Annotated in this window: 1 protein-coding gene; it reads right to left on the bottom strand. The window is 37.5% G+C overall.

The window, feature by feature from the left end:
- Nucleotides 1-330: 330 nt before the first annotated feature.
- Nucleotides 331-1,002 (bottom strand): hypothetical protein, encoded by a 672-nt coding sequence (locus G7Y56_RS18430; protein ID WP_165045925.1) that lies wholly within the window; start codon nt 1,000-1,002, stop codon nt 331-333.
- Nucleotides 1,003-1,165: the final 163 nt, after the last annotated feature.

Below are 1,165 nucleotides of genomic sequence, written 5' to 3'. Positions count from 1 at the left end.
TATGGTATCTTCAGCTTGATTATCAAAAGTCTAATTCAAGAAATAAAGTTTCAACTTTATGTCATCCCATAGTTTACTTTTGATAATCGGTTAATCTCTACTTTTTTACAACAAAAGAATAAAATTAACCTTGCTTTTTGAATAGTAAATTATAAAACAAATATAAGAGTCATCCCGATACGCAGTGAGGGATCTGTACTACTCCTCATTTCAGAATATTATAGATCCCTCACTGCGTATCGGGATGACAGGTTTAGCTAAATATTTTATTAGTTTTACTCCTTTTTTATATCGAACTCACGTTATTTATATAGACTTAAGTTTTTATATCTATCTACCTCTGCCCGATGTTCTGTTTTTTTTACTATCGGAAGTACTTGAAGTTGCTTCTTTTCTGCCACCGGAGGTTGACTGATTTGAATCTGAACTACTTCCTGACGTTGTAGGTCTTTCGGTGGTTGTATTATTGCTTGGGCGCGTTGTCCCTTGATTTGTTGTAGGGCGTGTGCCTGCTGTTGTTGGTTTTTTATTACCAGTATTGTCATATACAGGACGAGTATTTGCCGCCGTGCCCGGACGAACATTTCCACTACTTCCCGGACGGATACTATTCCCTGGTTTTATCGGTTTTGCCGGTTTGACAGCTTGCGGAGGCCTTCCAGGTGAAGGTTGTACAGGATGTACCGGATAGATGGGGTACATTGGAGCAACACCCATAGGAGGCATCGGCTCAGCTACCACATACATAAAATCATAACCCGACAGCCTATTATTCCAAAATTCAATAGCATATGCTTCGTTTCTATAGTTTATATACTGATATACTTCTTGAACCCCATCAGAGTAGTTATTACTAGATAGAATTCGCACAGGATTACCCATAATTTGGGCTACATCGTCGGGATCCATGCCCATCCTTAGGTTGCTAACATCTGCTATACGGGTGGTTCCACAAGCAGAAAATAGTATAGAGAAGAATACGATAATTGCATACTTTTTCATGATAGTTCAGTTTTAGGTATAGTGTTAATAGTGCTATTTAGGTAACAACATACAAACCTAACCCAAAATTCACTTAAAAAAATAAACATGAAACAAGCAAATGATGAAGATTTAAAATTCAAGGATTCCCTAAGAGCTTCCTTTGAATTAGCAATGGAAGAAG

Source organism: Dysgonomonas sp. ZJ709 (assembly GCF_011039195.1).
Classification (GTDB): Bacteria; Bacteroidota; Bacteroidia; order Bacteroidales; family Dysgonomonadaceae; genus Dysgonomonas.
This window is presented reverse-complemented; position numbering and strand designations above follow the sequence as displayed.

Excerpts from the sequence above, each read along its gene's own strand:
- G7Y56_RS18430 (WP_165045925.1), bottom strand. The coding sequence starts at position 1,002 with ATGAAAAAGTATGCAATTATCGTATTCTTCTCTATACTATTTTCTGCT.